Source organism: Streptomyces sp. TLI_105, assembly GCF_900105415.1.
Classification (GTDB): Bacteria; Actinomycetota; Actinomycetes; order Streptomycetales; family Streptomycetaceae; genus Streptomyces.
This window is the reverse complement of the sequence record NZ_FNSM01000001.1, coordinates 7,837,932-7,853,682: the sequence shown is the minus strand read 5'-3', so window position 1 is coordinate 7,853,682 and position 15,751 is coordinate 7,837,932. Positions and strand designations below refer to the sequence as shown.

General features: G+C 72.0%; 11 protein-coding genes. 4 read left to right on the top strand and 7 right to left on the bottom strand.

All coding sequences use genetic code 11. The annotated features are described in order from the left end of the window. Window positions 1-28: 28 nt before the first annotated feature. A complete protein-coding gene (locus tag BLW86_RS35715) occupies window positions 29-2,512 on the bottom strand; it encodes a SpoIIE family protein phosphatase (RefSeq protein WP_093877851.1) in 2,484 nt (827 codons plus the stop codon). 120 nt (window positions 2,513-2,632) lie between these two features. Continuing rightward, window positions 2,633-6,376 carry a HAMP domain-containing protein gene (locus BLW86_RS35710; protein ID WP_093877850.1) on the bottom strand — a complete coding sequence of 1,248 codons (3,744 nt, stop codon included), beginning with the start codon at window positions 6,374-6,376 and terminating at the stop codon, window positions 2,633-2,635. A gap of 286 nt (window positions 6,377-6,662) precedes the next feature. Here BLW86_RS35710 and BLW86_RS35705 point away from each other — a divergent pair, with 286 nt between their 5' ends. Beyond that, the gene (locus tag BLW86_RS35705) at window positions 6,663-6,890 is read left to right on the top strand and encodes a DUF5133 domain-containing protein (protein ID WP_030690924.1); all 228 of its coding nucleotides are present in this window, start codon (window positions 6,663-6,665) and stop codon (window positions 6,888-6,890) included. Between the two features lie 152 nt (window positions 6,891-7,042). Here BLW86_RS35705 and BLW86_RS35700 read toward each other — a convergent pair whose 3' ends face one another. Continuing rightward, on the bottom strand, window positions 7,043-7,204 hold the full coding sequence (locus tag BLW86_RS35700) for a DUF5670 family protein (RefSeq protein WP_030690925.1): 162 nt from the start codon (window positions 7,202-7,204) through the stop codon (window positions 7,043-7,045). A gap of 85 nt (window positions 7,205-7,289) precedes the next feature. Continuing rightward, window positions 7,290-7,529, bottom strand: a complete 240-nt coding sequence (locus BLW86_RS35695; protein ID WP_093877849.1) for a hypothetical protein — start codon at window positions 7,527-7,529, stop codon at window positions 7,290-7,292. Between the two features lie 251 nt (window positions 7,530-7,780). On the opposite strand from BLW86_RS35695, the gene BLW86_RS35690 reads away from it, so the two are divergent. Together BLW86_RS35690 and BLW86_RS35685 are read left to right on the top strand one after the other, a co-directional pair. Then, the gene (locus BLW86_RS35690) at window positions 7,781-9,373 is read left to right on the top strand and encodes an FMN-binding glutamate synthase family protein (RefSeq protein ID WP_093877848.1); all 1,593 of its coding nucleotides are present in this window, start codon (window positions 7,781-7,783) and stop codon (window positions 9,371-9,373) included. Between the two features lie 32 nt (window positions 9,374-9,405). Beyond that, the gene (locus BLW86_RS35685; RefSeq protein ID WP_093877847.1) at window positions 9,406-11,136 is read left to right on the top strand and encodes a thiamine pyrophosphate-dependent enzyme; all 1,731 of its coding nucleotides are present in this window, start codon (window positions 9,406-9,408) and stop codon (window positions 11,134-11,136) included. A gap of 120 nt (window positions 11,137-11,256) precedes the next feature. Here BLW86_RS35685 and BLW86_RS35680 read toward each other — a convergent pair whose 3' ends face one another. Further along, window positions 11,257-11,466 (bottom strand): hypothetical protein, encoded by a 210-nt coding sequence (locus BLW86_RS35680; RefSeq protein WP_093877846.1) that lies wholly within the window; start codon window positions 11,464-11,466, stop codon window positions 11,257-11,259. A gap of 168 nt (window positions 11,467-11,634) precedes the next feature. After that, window positions 11,635-12,003 carry a ribosome maturation factor RimM gene (locus tag BLW86_RS35675; protein ID WP_093877845.1) on the bottom strand — a complete coding sequence of 123 codons (369 nt, stop codon included), beginning with the start codon at window positions 12,001-12,003 and terminating at the stop codon, window positions 11,635-11,637. Window positions 12,004-12,296: 293 nt separating this feature from the next. Between BLW86_RS35675 and BLW86_RS35670 the strand changes: the two genes are divergently transcribed. Beyond that, window positions 12,297-13,799: a SulP family inorganic anion transporter gene (locus BLW86_RS35670; protein ID WP_093877844.1), complete on the top strand. Its 1,503-nt coding sequence runs from the start codon at window positions 12,297-12,299 to the stop codon at window positions 13,797-13,799. A gap of 120 nt (window positions 13,800-13,919) precedes the next feature. Here the strand turns inward: BLW86_RS35670 and BLW86_RS35665 are convergent, their stop codons facing one another. Then, complete coding sequence (locus BLW86_RS35665; protein ID WP_256341538.1) at window positions 13,920-15,434, bottom strand: DHA2 family efflux MFS transporter permease subunit; 1,515 nt, start codon at window positions 15,432-15,434, stop codon at window positions 13,920-13,922. Window positions 15,435-15,751 lie beyond the last annotated feature (317 nt).

Here is a 15,751-nt window from a genome sequence, read left to right as displayed (position 1 = left end):
GGGCGGGCGATGGGGCGGCGGCAGGCGATCAGGTCACCTGGACGCCGATCAGGCACGTGTCGTCGTCCGTGTCCGACTTGCTGCGCGACAGCAGCAGGTCCAGCCGTCCTTCGAGGCCGTCGGTCGGCAGCTGGGCGGTGGCCAGCAGCTGGGCGACGGAATCGTGGACGGAGGTGTCCCGCCGTTCGACGAGACCGTCGGTGTACATCAGGACGGTGTCGTCGGGTTCGAGCCGGAGCTCCGCCTCCTCGTACTCGGCGTCGGCGAGGGCCCCCAGCAGCAGCCCTCGGAGCAGCGGCAGGTCGACCGCCTCGCTGTTCCGGACGAGCACCGGCGGGAGGTGCCCCGCCCGGGCCCAGCGCAGCGTGCGGCTCTCGGGGTCGTAGATCCCGCAGACGACGGTGGCCGTGACATGGGCCGTGAGGTGGTGGGCGACGGTGTTCAGCCAGGACAGCAGCTGTCCCGGCCCCGCGCCGGTGACGGCGAGGCCGCGCAGGGCGTTGCGCAGGACGACCATCCCGGTGGCGGCCTCCACGCCGTGGCCCGCCACGTCCCCGACGCACAGGAGCACCTTCTTGGACGGCAGCACGACGGCGTCGTACCAGTCGCCGCCGACCAGGGACTCGGACTCGGCCGGGCGGTAGCGCACGGCGACGTCGAGTCCCGGCGCGTCGAGCGGCGGTTTGGCCGGGGGCATGATGGCGTGCTGGAGCTGGAGGGTGAGCCGGTTGCGTTCCGCCGCCTCCTCCTCCGTGGCGACGAGACGGTCGCGGGTGGCCGTGAGGGCGACCTCGGTCCAGTGCTGCGCCGAGATGTCCTGGTAGGCGCCCCGGACCGCCTGGAGCCGGCCGTCGGCGCCCAGGGCGGGTTCGGCGATCACCCGGATGTGGCGCGTGACCCCGTCCCGGCGCAGCAGGCGGAAGGCCGTGGAACCCGCCCGCCGCTGGTGCAGGACGGAGTGGAGGAAGCGCCGGATGGTGTCGGCGTCGTCGGGGTGGGCGTGCGCCGCCAGGTCGCGCAGGGAGACGGGCGGTTCCGTCTTCTGTCGGCCGAAGAGGTCGAAGAGCTGGCCGTTCCAGGTGATCTCTCCGGTGAGGACGTCCTCCTCGTAGGCGCCGACGCGGCCGAGGCGCTGGGCGTGCTGCAGCAGGCTGGCGAGGCGGGCCGACTCGTCCTCGATGCGCCATATGAGGAAGACGCTGTCCCCGTGCCGGCTGATGCTGATGTCGGCGAGCGAGGAGAGCGGCACCTGGTCCACGAGCGCGGTCAGCCGTGTCCGCCGGGAGCGGAAGGGCTCGCCCGTGGCGTAGACCCGCTCGATCTGTTCGAAGAGTTCGCTCCCGCCCGCCGTCGCGGGGTACGCCTCCAGGAGCAGCGCCCCGTCGACGGCGCTCCGGGGCCGGCCGGCCGGGTCCTGGAAGTGCGCGTTGGCGTGCCGGATGCGGAAGTCGGCCAACCTGCCCGCCTCGTCCAGGTGGGGGGTCAGCACGAGGGCGGGGTCGTAGAGCCCGTCGGCGAGTTCGGCCAGTTCCAGCGGTCCGTCCCCGCCGGGGACGAGGGCGCCTGTCGGCACGGCCTGCGCGGGAAGGGCTTCCAGTGTGTGGGCGCAGAGCTCGGCGAGGGCTTCGATCTGGCGCTCCACGGCCTGGGGCTGGGGGTCCAGCGGGCGGGCCCAGCAGATCTCCAGGACGCCGTGGATGCGGCCGCCGGTCCCGGCGGGGACGACGACCCGGCCGCCGTCGGGGTGGCGTGCGCGTCCGATCGAGGGGACGCCGGCGGCTGCCAGTGAGGGGTACCAGACCGTACGGCGGCCGGTGAGCGCCTGTCGGGCCGCGGTGGTCACGCCCGGCGGGACGTGGTGCCAGCGGGCCGCCTCGTCGGAGCCGAAACCGGCGTGGCCGCACAGGCTCAGCGAGGCGTCCGGGCCGGTGGTCCAGATCGCCACGGCGACGGCGCCGAGGGGTTCGAGGGCGTGTGCCAGCAACGACTCGGCGACGGACTGGGTGTCGCCCGCGCTGAGCGCCGCGCTCTCGGCCGTACGCAGGCGCACGCCGACCGAGGCGTCGGCCCCGTCGGCCGGGCCGGGAGCGCCGGGCCCGCCGACGGTCGTCCTGAGGAAATCGCCGGCGACTTCGGCGACCCGGTCGCGGGCCGCCTGGTTGATGATGTCCGCTGCCAGCTCCAGCTGGGAGAGCCCGGCCCGGTCGGCCAGCTCGGCGAGCTGCCGTGCCGCCTGGGCGGGGCCGCAGCCCAGGCGCTCGACGATCACTCCCTTGGCGAGCTCGACCAGGGCACGTCCCTCGGCCGCGGCGTGCGCGGCGCGCACCTCGGCGCGCAGCCGTTCCACCGTGGCCGTCAGCCGGCCGACCGTGAAGCGGTCCTGCGCCGGCGGGCGGTCGCCGGCGGTGGAGGCCTGGTCGGGGATGACCGCTGCGGTCACCTCGGGCGCCGGAGCGTCTTCCCCGTGGGGGCCGGAGTGCGGGTCTCCGTCCCGGAGGTGGGGGCCACTCACGTCGACGACTCCTCGGGTAGGGCGGCCTCGGGGCCGCCGGACGGGCGGGGGCAGGGCACGCCGGGGAGGCGCGGTGCCCGCCGCGGGGTGCGGTACGGGCCGGTGGGGGCGGCCACGGGGCTATCCCTCGTCCAGCCAGCGGCGGACGCAGGCGATGAGTTCGTCGGCGTCGACGGGCTTGGTCACGTAGTCGCTGGCACCCGCGGCGAGGCTCTTCTCCCGGTCGCCCGGCATGGCCTTGGCGGTGACCGCGATGACGGGCAGGTCCGCGAACTGCGGCATCTCCCTGATCCGCGCGGTCGCCGTGTAGCCGTCCATCTCCGGCATCATCACGTCCATCAGGACGAGGTCGACGGTCGCGTGCGCGAGGAGTGCCTCGATCCCCTTCCGGCCGTTCTCGGCGTGCAGCACCGTGATGCCGTGCAGTTCCAGGATGCCGCTGAGGGCGTACAGGTTGCGGGCGTCGTCGTCGACCACGAGAACGGTGCGGCCGTGCAGCGTGGTGTCGATGGTCTGCGGCTCCAGGGCCCGGTGTTCTCCCCGGACCAGAGGGACGACGTCGCCGGGCTGCTCCGCGGACAGGTGCAGGGCGATCCGTTCGCGCAGTTCGTCGAGGCTGGAAAGGAGTTCCAGCGGCCGTCGGCGGGCCATCTCCTGGAGGGCGCGCTCCTGGTCGGCGGCGAGCCGGCGGTTGTTGTGGGCGAGGACGGGGACGGTACGCAGGGCCTCGTCCCCGTCCATGGCGTCCAGGAAGCGCAGGGCGTCGCCGTCCGCCATGTCGACGTCGAGCACGACGCAGTGGAAGGGCTGGGTGGCCAGGGCGGTGGCGGCCTCCTGGGGGCCGACGACGGCGATCAGTTCGATGTCCTCCCGGTCGGCGCGACCGCCGTCGTCGGCGAGTTCCGTGACGGCGTTCTCGGCGACGAGCGCGAGGAGCCCGCGCGGGCGCTCCTCGATCACGAGGAGGCGCCGCGTCGGTCGGGTCGAGGGCGTGCCGGGACGCGCGGGGAGGGCGGGGGCGCCGCCCTGGTCCGGCGCCGCGACCGGAGGGCCGACGCGGCCGTCCGCCGTCGGGGCGGGCTGTTCCGTGAAGTCGGGGCGGGTGACGGGCAGGTAGAGGGTGAAGGTGCTGCCCTCGCCGGGCGTGCTGGCGACCGTGAGGGCGCCGCCGAGCAGATAGGCGATCTCGCGGCTGATGGACAGGCCGAGACCCGTGCCGCCGTACTTCCGGTTGGTCGTCCCGTCGGCCTGCTGGAAGGCACCGAAGATCGCCTCCAGGTTCTCGCGGGCGATGCCGATGCCGGTGTCCTTGACGCGGAAGGCGACGACCGGGCCGCCCCGGTGGACGGTCGCCGGGAGTTCGTCGTCCGACGCCGGTTCGATGCGGAGTTCGACGCTGCCGTGCTCGGTGAACTTGACGGCGTTGGACAACAGGTTCCGCAGCACCTGCCGGAGCCGGGAGTCGTCGGTGACCAGGTCGACGGGGACGCCGGCGGCGGTGGAGACCGCGAAGGCGAGGCTCTTCTGCGAGGTGAGGGGGCGGAAGGTGGCCTCGACGTAGTCGAGGAGCCTGCGCAGCGCCACGCGCTCCGGGTTGACGTCCATCTTCCCCGCCTCCACCTTGGACAGGTCGAGGATGTCGTTGATCAGCTGCAGCAGGTCCGATCCGGCCGAGTGGATGATGCCGGCGTACTCCACCTGCTTGGCCGTGAGGTTGCGGGTCGGGTTCTGGGCGAGCAGCTGGGCCAGGATCAGGAGGCTGTTGAGCGGGGTGCGCAGTTCGTGGCTCATGTTGGCCAGGAACTCGGACTTGTACTTCGAGGCCAGCGCGAGCTGCTGGGCGCGGTCCTCGATTTCCCGCCGGGCCTGCTCGATCTGGAGGTTCTTGGCCTCGATGTCGCGGTTCTGCGTCGCGAGCAGGGCCGCCTTCTCCTCCAGTTCGGCGTTGGAGCGCTGCAGTTCCTCCTGCTGCACCTGGAGCTCCTCGGTGCGGGAGCGCAGTTCGCCCGCCAGCCGCTGGGACTCGTCCAGGAGTTCGTCCGTACGGGCGTTGGCGACGATCGTGCTGAGGTTGACGCCCACCGTCTCCATGAGCTGCTCCAGGAAGTCCCGGTGCACGGAGGTGAAGGGGCTGAAGGACATCAGCTCGATGACGCCGAGCACCTGGTCCTCGACGACGATCGGCAGCACCACCAGGCTGCCGCGGGACGTCCGACCGAGTCCCGAGGAGATGGTGACGTAGTCGGCGGGGACGTTCTCGGCCGCGATGGTGCGGCGGCTGCGGGCGGCCTGTCCGACGAGCGACTCGCCCAGCCGGAAACGGTCCTTGCGCCGGTCGCCGGCGGGTCGGCCGTAGGAGCCGACGAGCCCCAGCTCGACGCCGTCCGCTCCCTCTTCGGCCAGGTAGAACGCACCGTACTGGGCGGCCACGAGCGGGGTCAGCTCGTCCATGACGAGTTCGGCGACGACGGCCAGGTCGCGGTGGCCCTGCATCAGCGCGGAGATCCGCGCCAGGCTGGACTTCAGCCAGTCCTGTTCCTGGTTGGCCCGCGTCGTCTCGCGCAGCGAGCCGACCATCGCGTTGATGTTGTCCTTGAGCTCGGCCACCTCGCCCGACGCCTCGACGGTGATCGAGCGGGTCAGGTCGCCCTCGGCGACGGCGCTCGCGACCTCGGCGATGGCCCGGACCTGCCGGGTGAGGTTCCCGGCGAGCTCGTTGACGTTCTCGGTCAGCCGCTTCCAGGTGCCGGAGACGCCCTCCACCTCCGCCTGTCCCCCGAGCCGGCCCTCGCTGCCGACCTCCCGGGCCACGCGGGTCACCTCGGCCGCGAACGAGGACAGCTGGTCGACCATCGTGTTGATGGTCGTCTTCAGCGCCAGGATCTCGCCGCGGGCGTCCACGTCGATCTTCTTGGAGAGGTCGCCGTTGGCGACGGCGGTGGTGACCTGGGCGATGTTCCGGACCTGCCCGGTCAGGTTGCTCGCCATGGAGTTGACGTTGTCGGTGAGGTCCTTCCAGGTGCCGGCCACGTTCGGCACCCGGGCCTGACCGCCGAGGCGACCCTCGGTGCCCACCTCCCGGGCGACCCGGGTCACCTCGTCGGCGAAGGAGGAGAGCTGGTCGACCATCGTGTTGATGGTCGTCTTCAGCTCCAGGATCTCGCCGCGCGCGTCCACGCCGACCTTCTTCGACAGGTCGCCGTTGGCCACCGCGGTGGCGACATGGGCGATCGCCCTCACCTGTGCGGTGAGGTTCCCCGCCATGGAGTTGACGGAGTCCGTCAGGTCGCGCCAGGTGCCGGAGGCGCCCTTCACGTCGGCCTGGCCGCCGAGGATGCCCTCCGTGCCCACGTCACGGGCCATGCGCGTGACCTCGTCGGCGAAGGAGGAGAGCTGGTCGACCATCGTGTTGATGGTGTTCTTGAGCTCCAGGATCTCGCCGCGCGCGTCCACGTCGATCTTCTGGGAGAGGTCTCCCTTGGCGACGGCGGTGGCCACCTGGGCGATGTCACGGACCTGGGTGGTGAGGTTGCCGGCCATGGCGTTCACCGAGTCGGTCAGGTCGGCCCAGGAGCCGGAGACGCCGGGCACCACGGCCTGTCCGCCCAGCGTCCCTTCCGTGCCGACCTCACGCGCCACCCGCGTCACCTCGGAGGTGAACAGGGAGAGCTGGTCGACCATCCCGTTGAAGACCCTGGAGATCTCTCCCATCAGGCCGCCCGCCTCGTCTGGCAGGCGGGTGCCGAAGTCACCGTCCCGCACCGCCGTGAGACCGGCCAGGAGCTGTCGAAGCTCGGGCTCCGCCACCGCGCTCGGCCCCGGCCGCCCCCCGGTCGAGGAGCCCTTGATCGTCGTCTCAGACATGCCCCATCCTCGTTCGCCATCAGGCTTCCGCCCACGGGCCGTCCGGTCACGATCACGTGCCGCACCGCCCGCGCTCTCATGACGGCTCCGGCCTCGACCGTTGCCGTACGGCAATCATGACGACCCTACCCTTCCGTGATCGACAGGAGGAGAGCGGTGCCGCGTCAGACGGCCGGAACACGCCGTCGACCGGCTTCCGCGCATTCTCCGGAATGCGACGCCGGAGAGGGGGTACACGGCGCGTCGAGCCGGGCGGTCGACGCCCTGACGACGAGGGGAGTAGCACGTGCTGATGGCCCATCCCGCGGTCCTGCGCAATCTCATCGAGCAGTACGAGACGCTCGAGGTGCTCCGGGCGGAGAACGGCAGCGACGAGGTGCGGCGGCGCATGGACGACCTGGCGTACACCCTGTGCGTCTCCACCGGTACGCGTGACGTGGACGCGGCACTGATCGCGGCCCGCCATCGGCTGCCGGGCGCGCGCCCCGAGGACGACTCCGTGCTGACCGCCTGAGCACGTGGACGAGCCCGGCACCCTCCTTCCGGAGGGTGCCGGGCTCGCTCATGTCGTGAGCGGATTCACTCCCGGGGTGAGTTCACGCCTGGGTGGATCCACGCCTGGGGCGGGTTCACCACCGTGGGTGGGTTCGCCCGTGGGTGAACCGCCTACCAGCGGTACCAGCGGCCCGTGCTGCCCTTCGGCCGGGCCACGAAGCCCAGCAGCCACAGGACGAGCACGATCACGGCGATCCACCAGAGCGCCTTGACCGCGAAGCCGAAGCCGAAGAGGAGCAGGGCGAGAAGAAGAACCAGCAGCAGGGGAACCATACGTATCGACCTCCTGAAACGAGACGTGCTCAGGGACAAGATGGACTGGATGTACGGACGGGGAGGGACGGGGTCCCCTCGTCCCTCAGAAGCGGCGTTCGAAGAGCCGGGCCACCGGGCCGCGGCCGCGTCGCCCGGCCCGCCGTCCCAGCGCGTACGCGGCGGTGACCGCGGCCGTCGCGCTCACGGCGGCACCGGCCGTCACCGCCGTGAGCGAGCGGACGGCGGTCCACAGCCCGTCCTCGGCGGCACGGCCCGCCGACGCTGCCGCACGGGTCTCCTCGGCCGACGGGACCGGAAGGAACAGCAGTTCCCCCATGGTCACCGGGCCGCGTGTCCCCGCAGGGTCCGTGCGCCCCTCCCCCGCCCGTGCCACGGGGTCCGCGCCGCGCGGCGTGCCGGCGCGGTCGGACGCGACGTACGGGCCGGACCGACGGAACGGATTCTGTCCACTCTTCTCCGAAGCACTCATGGGGGGTCGTCTCGCCGGACCCGCCCGTCCCAAACCTCGTCCGTCGCGCCGGGTGCCCTTCCGGCGGCCCGCTTGGCCCGGCCGATCCGGGACAGACGGCCCGCATGCTGACGCTTCTTCTCGTGGGCCTCCCGGCCGTCATCGCCCTCGTCACCGGCCTCCTGGCCGTCCTGGCGTCCCCGTGGTGGTGGTGCGCGGCAGGCCCCGCACTCCTGCTCGCCGCGGTGGCCTCGTACGACCTGCTCCAGCGGCGTCACTCGATCCTGCGCAACTACCCCCTCCTGGGACACCTGCGGTTCGCGATGGAGAGGATCCGTCCCGAGGTACAGCAGTACTTCATCGAACGGAACGTCGACGGCGCGCCCTTCGACCGGGACACCCGCTCCATCGTCTACGAACGGGCCAAGGGGACCGACGCCGAGGACCCCTTCGGGACGGAGCTGGAGCTGGACCGGCCGGGCACCGACCACCTCGTCCCCTCCATGGCCCCGCGCCCGGTGCCCACGGAACCGCCCCGGGTCCGGATCGGCGGCCCCGACTGCGCCAGGCCCTACGACATGGCCCTGCTCAACGTGTCCGCGATGAGCTTCGGTTCCCTGTCGGACCGGGCGATCCGTGCCCTGAACGAGGGCGCCCGGCGCGGTGGCTTCGCCCACGACACCGGTGAGGGCGGGATATCGGAGCACCACCTGGCCCCCGGCGGGGACCTCGTCTGGGAGATCGGCACGGGCTACTTCGGCTGCCGCACGGAGGACGGCGACTTCGACCCGGGGAAGTTCGCCGAGAAGGCCGCCCTCGACCAGGTCGCCTGCGTCCTGCTGAAGATCAGCCAGGGTGCCAAGCCCGGCATCGGGGGCGTGCTGCCCGGCTCCAAGGTCAGCCGGGAGATCGCCGCGGTCCGGGGCGTCCCCGAGGGCCGCACCGTGTTCTCCCCGCCGTACCACCGCGTCTACCGGACCCCCAGGGAGCTCGTGCGCTTCGTGGGCCGGATGCGGGAGCTCGCCGGAGGCAAGCCGGTCGGATTCAAGCTGTGCGTCGGATCGCGCCGTGAGTTCCTCGCCGTCTGCAAGGCGATGCTGGAGGAGGACGTCACGCCCGACTTCATCGTCGTCGACGGCGCCGAAGGCGGCACCGGGGCCGCGCCGTTGGAGTTCGCGGACGCCGTCGGGCTCCCCCTCACCGAGGGCCTGACGACGGTCCACCGGTCCCTCGTCGGCGCGGGACTGCGCGACCGGATCCGGATCGGCGCCTCCGGCAAGGTCGCCACCGGCGGCGACATCGTCAAGCGGCTGATCCAGGGTGCCGACTACACCAACTCCGCCCGGGCCATGATGTTCGCCCTCGGATGCGTCCAGGCCCAGCGCTGCCACACCAACACCTGCCCCGTCGGGGTCGCCACCCAGGACCGCCGGCGCGCCCGGGCCCTGGACGTCGAGGACAAGGCGCGCCGCGTCCAGCGCTTCCAGGAGGCGACCGTCAAGAGCGCCCTGCAGATCATGGCCGCCATGGGCGTCGACGAGCCGAGCGGCCTGACGCCCGCGATGCTGCTGCGCCGGATCGGCCCGGACACCGTCCGGTCCCATGCCGAGCTGTACGCATCGCTCGAAGCCGGCCAGCTCCTCACGTCGGCATCGGTTCCGCCTTCGTGGGCAGGCGACTGGAAGGCGGCTCACCCGGACCGGTTCGCCCTCCGGTGACCCGGTCGTCGTCCTTCGTGAAAGGAGACCTCATGCCCCGTACCGTCGCCCAGGTGATCGTCGACGGTCTCGTGGACCTCGACGTCGGCCATGTCTTCGGCGTGGTCGGCGACGCCCTCAACCCCCTCACCGATGCCATCCGGGTCACGGACGGCATCGAGTGGACCGGCTTCCGCCACGAGGAGGCCGCGGCCTTCGCCGCCGGCGCGCGCGCCCAGCTGTCGGGCGAGCTCGGGGTCTGCATGGGCACCGTGGGACCCGGCTCGGTCCACCTCCTGAACGGGTTGTACGACGCCGCCAAGAGCGGTGCCCCCGTCCTGGCGATCTGCGGCCAGGTGCCGTTGTCGGAGGTGGGCGGGGACTACTTCCAGGAGGTGGACAACGACCTCCTGTTCCGGGACGTGGCCGTGTACCGGGCCACCGTGACCTCCCCCGCCCAGATGCCGAGGCTGCTGGAGTCCGCGGTACGGGCGGCCGTGACCCGCCGGGGCGTGGCGGTGCTGACCGTCCCCGGGGACCTCGGCGACCAGAAGGTCGAGGACGACCGGCCGACGCGGTTCGCGCTGCCCCGCCCGGCGGTGACCCGGCCCGACGACCCGGCGCTGGCCGAGGCGGCGGAGACGATCGCCGCCGGCTCCCGGGTCACCCTGCTCGTGGGTCGCGGTGCCCGGGACTCCCGCGAGGAGGTGCTGCGCGCCGCCGAGCTCCTCGCGGCGCCGATGGTGCTCACGCTCAAGGGCAAGGAGGGTTTCGAGGAGGACAACCCGTACGAGGTCGGCCAGACGGGCCTGATCGGCAATCCGGCCGCCGCCCACGCCCTGGACACCTGCGACACGCTGATCCTGCTGGGCACCGACTTCCCCTACCGCGACTGGTACCCGGAGGACTGCCGGGTCGTGCAGATCGACGTGCGGGAGGAGCACCTGGGCCGCCGGGTCCCGGTGGACGTGGGGCTGGCCGGGGACGTCGGCGCGACCCTGCGGGCCCTGCTCCCGTTGCTCGCCCCGGTCGACTCCCGGTCCCACCTCGACGAGGCCCGCGAGCGCTTCCTGCGGTGGCAGGAGGGGCAGGCGGACCTGGCCGACCCCGCCCACGACAAGCGCCTCCTCGGGCGGGTGCGCGCGATGTTCGACAACCGGGTCGAGGAGATCCGCCCGGAGGCGCTGGCGGCCGCGGTGGACCGTCACGCGGCCGACGACGCGATCTTCACCTCCGACACCGGCATGGCCACGGTCTGGCTGTCGCGTTTCGTCAGGATGCGGGGCAGCCGCCGGCTGATCGGCTCGTACAACCTCGGCTCCATGGCCAACGCCATGCCCCAGGCCATCGGCTCCCAGCTGTGGGCACCGGACCGCCAGGTCGTGGCCTTCTGCGGCGACGGCGGCCTGAGCATGCTGCTGGGCGACCTCATGACCATCCGGTCCGAGCGGCTCCCGGTCAAGCTCGTGGTCTTCGACAACCGCCGTCTCGGCATGGTCAAGCTCGAACAGGAACAGGCCGGGCTTCCCGAGTTCGGGACGGTCCTCGACAACCCCGACTTCGCCGCGGTGGCCGAGGCCCTCGGGATCCGCGGCATCCGTGTCACCGATCCGGCGGAGCTGGACGAGGCCGTAGGCCGGGCACTCGCCGATCCCGGACCGGTGCTCCTGGACGTGGTGACGAACCCCGCGGAAGTGGCCGTCCCCGGCAAGCCGACGGTGTCCCAGGGCTGGGGCTTCGCCATCGCCAAGATCAAGGAGAACCTGCCGTCGGGCGACGGGTGAGCGGTGTCGTGCGGTGGTCCTCGGCCCGGGACGGAGCGTGTGCTCCGTCCCGGGCCGAGGACCACCGGGGGCGCGACGAGCGGACCGCCGAAAGGCCCTGCGAAGGGCTCCGCCGTCCGTTCAGTCGTTCTCCGGATCCGTCCCGCTCGCCCGCCGCCGCGCGTCCTCCTGCGCGCTTCGGCTGGGGGAAAGGGCGTCGGCCGCCTCGCCGTCCTGGTCGTCGTCCTGCCGCAGGTCCGTCTCCGCCTCCTCGACCTCCTGGAGAACCTCCTCTGCCGCGGTCTTCGGACGGCCCCCGTCCTGCGTCGCATCACGGTTTTCCCGGGACATGCCTCTCCTCCTGGCCTTTCCGTCTTTTCGCCTTTTCGCTGCACAGCCCCGCTACCCACCGGCCCCTGTTTGATCCCCGGCCGCTTTCGACCGTTCTCCCCGGACCGGGAAAAGCACGGAGGGAGGGCCCGAAATCCTCGGATTCGGGCCCTCCCTCCACAGCGGGGTTCAGATCGTCCGGCCCCCGAAAGGGCCTCCCATTCCGTAATAGGTGCCCAGGACCTGACGGTATTCGGGGTCGTCGAGGTGCTTGTCGCGGTGGAACTCGGGAGCGTCCTTGATCTGTTCCTTGGTCCGGTCGACGAAGATCCTCCGGTCGTCCAGGTCGATGCGGACCACGGTGGAGGCCGGAAGGAGGACCTCCTTGCCGAAGATCCAGACCCCGGTGTCCACGACCAGATAGGCGTCGTCGACCTCGTCGGAGTGCTTGTCCACCTTCCCGATGCCGCCGTCGATCGCCTCGACCTTGTAGCCGGTCAGATCGGTACCGGCCAGGTGGCCCGCGGTCGACTTGTAGCTCCACACGTGCTCAGTCACGCGAAAACAACTCCTCCGGTGCACGAGGACGGCCGACGGATCGCGGCCGCCCTTCTCTTCCGTGTGCGTTTCACAACGGGTCCGTCCCGCTTGGGATCCGCATGCCCCGGCCCCGACGCCCCATGCACCCGGTCCCGGACGAACGGGGCAATCCCTCACAACGCCTTCGTCTCGGATCCGACAGGGGCCGTGGTCGGCCGGGGCGCGGCGCCGGTACCGTGGAGGATCGTTCCGTCTCCCCCGTACGCTCGCCTGCTCTCCGGCGGTGTGCCCGCCCGACAGGTTTGCCCGCCTTGCCCGACTCCGCCGTTTCCGTACCCGCGCGGCTGCGCTCCTTCCGCCCGTCCTGGCTGTCGCCGAAGGTGCTGCGTACCGAGGTGCTGGCCGGCCTGGTGGTCGCGCTGGCGCTGATCCCGGAGGCCATCTCCTTCTCGATCATCGCCGGGGTGGATCCCGCGATCGGCCTGTTCGCCTCCTTCACGATGGCGGTCACGATCGCCGTCGTCGGCGGCCGGCCCGCGATGATCTCCGCCGCCACGGGGGCGGTGGCCCTGGTCATCGCCCCGCTCAACCGGCAGCACGGCTTCGGGTATCTGGTGGCAGCGGTCATCCTGGCCGGCGTCTTCCAGATCGTGCTGGGCGCGCTGGGCGTGGGCAGGCTGATGCGGTTCATCCCGCGCTCGGTGATGGTCGGTTTCGTCAACTCCCTGGCGATCCTGGTGTTCATGGCCCAGGTCCCGCAGCTGTGGGACGTGCCGTGGGCCGTGTACCTCCTCTTCGCGGCCGGTCTGGCCCTGCTGGTCCTGTTCCCGAGGATCACCACAGCGGTCCCGGCCCCGCTGGTCTCGATCGCGGTCCTCACGGTGATCACCGTCGCCGCGGGCATCACCGTGCCGACCGTCGGCGGCAAGGGCGCGCTGCCGGCCTCGCTGCCCGTCCCCGGACTGCCCGACGTACCCTTCACGCTCGACACCTTGGCCACCATCGCCCCGTACGCCTTCGCCATGGCGCTCGTCGGGCTGATGGAGTCCCTGATGACGGCGCAGCTCGTCGACGAGATCACCGACACCCGCTCGTCGAAGGCCCGGGAGGCCGTCGGGCAGGGCATCGCGAACATCGTCACCGGCTTCTTCGGAGGCATGGGCGGCTGCGCCATGATCGGTCAGACCATGATCAACGTGAAGGTCTCCGGCGCCCGGACCCGCCTGTCCACCTTCCTGGCGGGCGTGTTCCTGATGGTGCTGTGCATCGTCTTCGGACCGGTCGTCTCCGACATCCCGATGGCCGCCCTGGTCGCCGTCATGGTCATGGTCTGCTTCGCGACCTTCGACTGGCACTCCGTCGCGCCCAGGACGCTGAAGCGGATGCCCGCGGGCGAGATCGTCGTCATGACCGTCACGGTGGTGTGCGTGGTCGCCACCCACAACCTCGCCGTGGGCGTGGTAACGGGGTCCGTCACCGCGATGGTCGTCTTCGCCAAGCGCGTCGCGCGGCTCGCGGACGTCACCGCGGTCATCGACCCCGACGGCGGCCAGGTCGTCTACGCCGTCACCGGCCAGCTGTTCTTCGCCTCGTCCAACGAGCTCGTCGGCCGCTTCGACTACGCCGGCGACCCCGACAGGGTCGTCATCGACCTCTCCGCCGCCCACATCTGGGACGCCTCTTCGGTGGCGGCGCTCGACGCCATCGAGCACCGTTACCGCCGGCGCGGCAAGACCGTGGAGATCACGGGCCTCAACGGCCCCAGCGCCGGCCTGCACGGCTCCCTCAGCGGTGAACTCACCGCAGCGGGCTGACCCCGAGACCCACGCACGACGCCCGGCGCGGGCCGCAGGGCCGGCCCGCGCTCGTACGCTCGACGGACGAGGGCACCGCGGACAGTCCCTGAGCTCCGGACCGCGGTGCGCCGACCGGCGTCAGCAGGCGGGTGACTGGGCGGCCTTGTCCGTGGTGCCGCCCTCGTCCCGGACCTCCGACTCGGCGGGCGGCTGCGGGGCGGGCGGGGTGCGGACCAGCAGGGCGACCAGCACGGTCAGTCCTCCGATCACGGCGCCGACGCCGAATCCCCACCGGATGCCCGTCGCCAGGGCGCCGGTGGCGTCGGCGCCGTCGGCTGCCGCCGTGGCGGCGTGTCCCGACATGACGCTGATGACCAGGGCGGTGCCGGCGGCGGCCGCGACCTGCTGGAGCGAGCCCAGGATGGCGGAGCCGTGGGGGTAGAGGTGCGGCGGCAGTACGGACAGGCCTGAGGTGAAGACCGGGGTGAAGACGAACGCCATGCCGACGCTCAGAGCCACGTGAAGGGCGAGCACCAGCCACGGCGAGGTCTGTTCGCCCGTGAGAGCGAACAGGGCGAGACAGACCGCTGTGAGCGCGGCTCCTGGCACGACCAGGCGTGGTGCGCCGAGCCGGTCGTAGAGCTTGCCGACCTGCGGTCCGAGCAGGCCCATGGTCAGGCCGCCGGGGATGAGGAGCAGCCCGGTCTGCAGCGAGGTCAGGCCGGACACCTCCTGCAGGTAGATCGGCAGCAGGATGAACCCGCCCATGAGGGCCATGAAGGACAGGCACATCAGGCCGAGCGCCACGGAGAAGTGCCGGTACGTCAGGGTGCGCAGGTCGAGCAGCGGTGTGGACGAGCGCTGCAGTGCCAGCTGTCGCCATGCGAACAGGCCCACCAGCACGCCGCCGGCCACGGTCGTGACCACCGGGGGCACGGGGGCCTGGGCCGCGCCCTCGGCACCGAGCCCGCTCAGGCCGTAGACGAGGGCGCCGAAGCCCATGGCCGCCAGGGGGACGGACAACCAGTCGATGGGGCCGGCCTGCGGCTCGCCGATGTTGACCAGTTGGCGCCGGCCGAAGAGGGCCATGGCTCCGGCGATGGGCAGCACGGCCAGGAACAGCAGGCGCCAGGTCCCCAGTTGCAGCAGCACGCCGGAGGCCGCGGGGCCGAGGGCGGGCGCGACGGAGATGACGAGGGTGATGTTGCCCATGACCCGGCCGCGGTCGTGCGGGGGCACGAGGGTCATCAGCGTCGTCATGAGCAGCGGCATCATGACGGCGGTGCCGCCGGCCTGGATGACACGGGCGGCCAGCAGCACGGGAAAGGCGGGCGCGGCCGCGGCCAGAGTCGTGCCGGCGAGGAACAGCGCCATGGCGAGGCCGAAGGCGGTCCGGGTCGTCACGCGCTGGAGGAACCATCCCGTCACCGGGATGACGACGGCCATGGTGAGCATGAAGGAGGTGGACAACCACCCCGCGGCGGCGGCGGTGACCTCGAACTCGCGCATGAGCCGCGGGATCGCGTTGACCATGATCGTCTCGTTGAGGAGGACGACGAAGGTGGACAGCACGAGGATCCGCAGCACGGCGGTGACGCGGGCGGCGGGGAGCGCGGGCGGCGCGTGGGGAGCAAGCATGGTGCCTTCCGTCATGTGAGTGTCCTCCGCTCGGGGCGGGTCGCACGGACAGACCGCGGCGCCGGGAAGAACTCATCGGTGTTCCCCGATCCTCCCGGCGCCGCCGCCGAGGCTCAACCCATTTACCGACAGGGCCCCGACCGGAACAGGACGGACTCGACGCACGCGTCCGCGCCGATGACGCACTCGCCCTCGCCCGGCGCCCGGTGGAGGCCGGTACGAAGGCCGTGACACCGCGCTCGACGGCCTCGCGGGCCGGCTCGGGGTGCGCACGGTGTCCAGGTGCAGTCCGGCATCCCGGGCCATGCGCGCGCGTGGGCGCTGTCGTCTGC

What these genes read in the sequence shown, in the direction of transcription:
- BLW86_RS35710 (WP_093877850.1), bottom strand. Translation starts at nt 6,376, where the DNA reads ATGTCTGAGACGACGATCAAGGGCTCCTCGACCGGGGGGCGGCCGGGG.
- BLW86_RS35700 (WP_030690925.1), bottom strand. Translation starts at nt 7,204, where the DNA reads ATGGTTCCCCTGCTGCTGGTTCTTCTTCTCGCCCTGCTCCTCTTCGGC.
- BLW86_RS35690 (WP_093877848.1), top strand. Translation starts at nt 7,781, where the DNA reads ATGCTGACGCTTCTTCTCGTGGGCCTCCCGGCCGTCATCGCCCTCGTC.
- BLW86_RS35685 (WP_093877847.1), top strand. Translation starts at nt 9,406, where the DNA reads ATGCCCCGTACCGTCGCCCAGGTGATCGTCGACGGTCTCGTGGACCTC.
- BLW86_RS35680 (WP_093877846.1), bottom strand. Translation starts at nt 11,466, where the DNA reads ATGTCCCGGGAAAACCGTGATGCGACGCAGGACGGGGGCCGTCCGAAG.
- BLW86_RS35665 (WP_256341538.1), bottom strand. Translation starts at nt 15,434, where the DNA reads ATGACGGAAGGCACCATGCTTGCTCCCCACGCGCCGCCCGCGCTCCCC.